2 protein-coding genes and 1 CRISPR repeat array are annotated in these 3084 nt (G+C 62.4%); both genes read left to right on the plus strand.

All coding sequences use genetic code 11. The annotated features are described in order from the left end of the window. Nucleotides 1-77 precede the first annotated feature (77 nt). Nucleotides 78-815: a reverse transcriptase domain-containing protein gene (locus tag MXD59_RS27165; protein WP_308301787.1), complete on the plus strand. Its 738-nt coding sequence runs from the start codon at nucleotides 78-80 to the stop codon at nucleotides 813-815. Nucleotides 816-926: 111 nt separating this feature from the next. Next, nucleotides 927-1841, plus strand: a complete 915-nt coding sequence (locus MXD59_RS25830; RefSeq protein ID WP_248827170.1) for an IS3 family transposase — start codon at nucleotides 927-929, stop codon at nucleotides 1839-1841. 55 nt (nucleotides 1842-1896) lie between these two features. Further along, nucleotides 1897-2993: direct repeats of the CRISPR family, unit length 30 nt; unit sequence GTTGCGATCCCTCCAGGGATGATCAGCGAC. Nucleotides 2994-3084: the final 91 nt, after the last annotated feature.

A 3084-nucleotide genomic window follows, 5' to 3' on the forward strand; every position in this document is an offset into this window, starting at 1 on the left:
GGCCGTCCGTCTCCCGCATGCAAGAATTAAATCACAATGTGCCATCCATGTCCAGTTACTTTCGTTCTTCTTAGTACGTGAAGCGGTGGCTTGCCGCTCCCATCAGGATGCCCGACGGAACGCTGGCGGAACGCGACCGCGGAACCCCGCAAGGATCCGCAGTCAGTCCCGTGCTCGCCAACCTGTTCATGCACTACGCGTTCGATCTGTGGATGGCCCGGGAATTCCCTGCCTGCCCTTTCGAACGCTACGCCGATGACGCGGTCGTCCACTGCAAGTCCCAGGCCCAGGCCAGGTTCGTGCTGGACAGGCTGCGAAAGAGGATGGAACAGGTCGGCGTCAGCCTGCACCCGAAGAAAACCCGGATCGTGTACTGCAAGGACGGAAAGAGACGTGGCTCGCACGAGCACACGGAATTCACCTTCCTCGGCTTCACCTTCCGGGCACGAGGGGCGCGGGCCCGAAACGGGAACGTGTTCACCGGGTTCGTCCCGGCAGTCAGCAAAGACGCCATCAAGAAGATGGGTATGAAAGTGAAGTCCTGGCGGCTTCACACGCTCACCGGTCACACAATGGATGCGATCGCCTATGCGGTCAATCCTGCGATCCGGGGCTGGATGCAGTACTACGGTGCTTTCTACAAGACCGAACTGTATCCGCTCCTCTATCGCATCAGCACATATCTGGTGCGGTGGATGCGGAAGAAGTATCGGCGGCTGCGGACATTTGCCAAAGCACACAAGGCGTGGAAGAGAATCACGATGCAGTACCCCACGCTGTTTGCGCACTGGCAGTGGATCCACGGCTTCTGGTGAGAAGGACGAGAAGAGCCCGGTGACGCGAGAGTGTCACGCCGGGATCTGCGGGAGCCTGGAGGTGCAATCCCTCCAGGCGACCCGACCCGCGTACTTCGCCAAGGATCATCGGTGAGCGACACGTTCGAGTTCATCGATGCGGAGTACGCAGCCCGCACCACCACGAATGTCGGTATAACGGTGCCGTCCATCACCCAGATGTGCGCCTGGCTCCAGGTCTCTCGCTCAGGTTTCTATGAATGGCACGACCGTCCTGCCTCCGCGACCGCGACCCGCCGCGGCGAGCTCACCGCCCTCGTCCACCGATCGTTCACCGCCTCCGACGGCACCTACGGCTACCGGCGCGTACACGCTGACCTGTGCGCCTGGGGTCGGCCCTGCAGCCCCGAGCTCGTCCGCGCCCTCATGCGCGAGCAGGGCCTGGAACCATGCCAGCCACGCCCCTGGCGGCACACCCTGACCGAACAGGGCCAGGACCCCGCCGCGATTCCCGACCTGCTGCAGCGCGACTTCACCGCCGAGGCCCCGGGCACCAAGATGGTCGGTGACATCACCTACATTCCCACCTGGGAAGGCTGGCTCTACCTCGCGACCGTCCTCGACTGCCACACGAAAGCCGTCATCGGCTGGGCCATGGGCGACAACTACAAGACCGGACTCATCGACACCGCCATCAGCATGGCCGCCCGCAACCAGCAGCTCACCGACGGAGCGATTTTTCATTCGGACCGCGGAAGCAACTATACATCTACCCAGTTCGCTGCTACGTTGAACGGGCTCGGGATCCGCCAGTCCGTCGGTCGGACCGGGATCTGTTACGACAATGCAATGGCCGAGTCGTTCTTCGCGGCTCTGAAAAACGAACGGGTCCACCGCACCGTCTACCCCACCCGTGAACACGCTCGACGAGACATCGCCCGGTACATAGAACTCCGTTACAACACGACACGCCGCCACTCCGGGCTTGATTATCGCACCCCACGACAAGCTCACGACGAATGCCTGAAAAAACAGTCCGCCGCATAGACCACCTTAATAGCGGCTGTCCGGATTTAACGGGGCACACCAGCACCCTTCACGCGTTGCGATCCCTCCAGGGATGATCAGCGACTCGAGCTGTTGCACGCCCGCTCCGGCACCCAGAACTGTTGCGATCCCTCCAGGGATGATCAGCGACCCGCAGCTACGGCACCCAGCACGACGCCCTCTTTTTCACGTTGCGATCCCTCCAGGGATGATCAGCGACCCGAGGGAGCCTGTCCGCCAGATCCGATTGCCGGAGTTGCGATCCCTCCAGGGATGATCAGCGACGTTCTCGCTCGACACAATGCACCTTGCCGCTATTGGGTTTCGATCCCTCCAGGGATGATCAGCGACCAGGCACTGTCCCGAACAAAAAAACCCGGCTCCGCGTGTTGCGATCCCTCCAGGGATGATCAGCGACATGAGTATCCGGAAGCGCGTTGATAACGCGCTGGATAAGTTGCGATCCCTCCAGGGATGATCAGCGACTGTAGGCCGCAGCGACGAGGGTGCGCACCCCGTGCCGTGGTTGCGATCCCTCCAGGGATGATCAGCGACCGGCCGGTGGTGTCCCCGCCGTACAGCTCCCGCCGTTGCGATCCCTCCAGGGATGATCAGCGACCTGCGGAGCGGGACTCCGGACGGCTGATTGCCGTTGCGGTTGCGATCCCTCCAGGGATGATCAGCGACTCGCCGCCTACCGGATGAACCCGATGGGCCGCGGGGCCATGTTGCGATCCCTCCAGGGATGATCAGCGACCCTTGACCGGCTGCGATCCCGACATGGCCCGCTCGCGTTGCGATCCCTCCAGGGATGATCAGCGACCTGAGGCTCGTGGCCGAGGCGCTCCTGGACCGCCCGTGTTGCGATCCCTCCAGGGATGATCAGCGACGCATATCTCATATCTCGCGATATCATGCGGGCGGCGGTTGCGATCCCTCCAGGGATGATCAGCGACATCTGCTCCGCCGTGCCCAGGTCGGGCTGGTCGTGTTGCGATCCCTCCAGGGATGATCAGCGACGCGGGCCAGGTCCAGCACGCCGATCGTGACCGTGGTGTTGCGATCCCTCCAGGGATGATCAGCGACCGCCGCTGTGCCGGCCGCTGTCGCCGTAGAAGCCCGGTTGCGATCCCTCCAGGGATGATCAGCGACCCCTTCAAAAGCACGTGTGCCACGAACGCTGAAGGTTGCTTGCTAGCTGAGTGATCGACAGCGGTGCTGTACGAAAGATGGAGGATTGCAG

This window comes from Frankia umida (assembly GCF_023242945.1).
Taxonomy (GTDB): domain Bacteria; phylum Actinomycetota; class Actinomycetes; order Frankiales; family Frankiaceae; genus Frankia; species Frankia umida.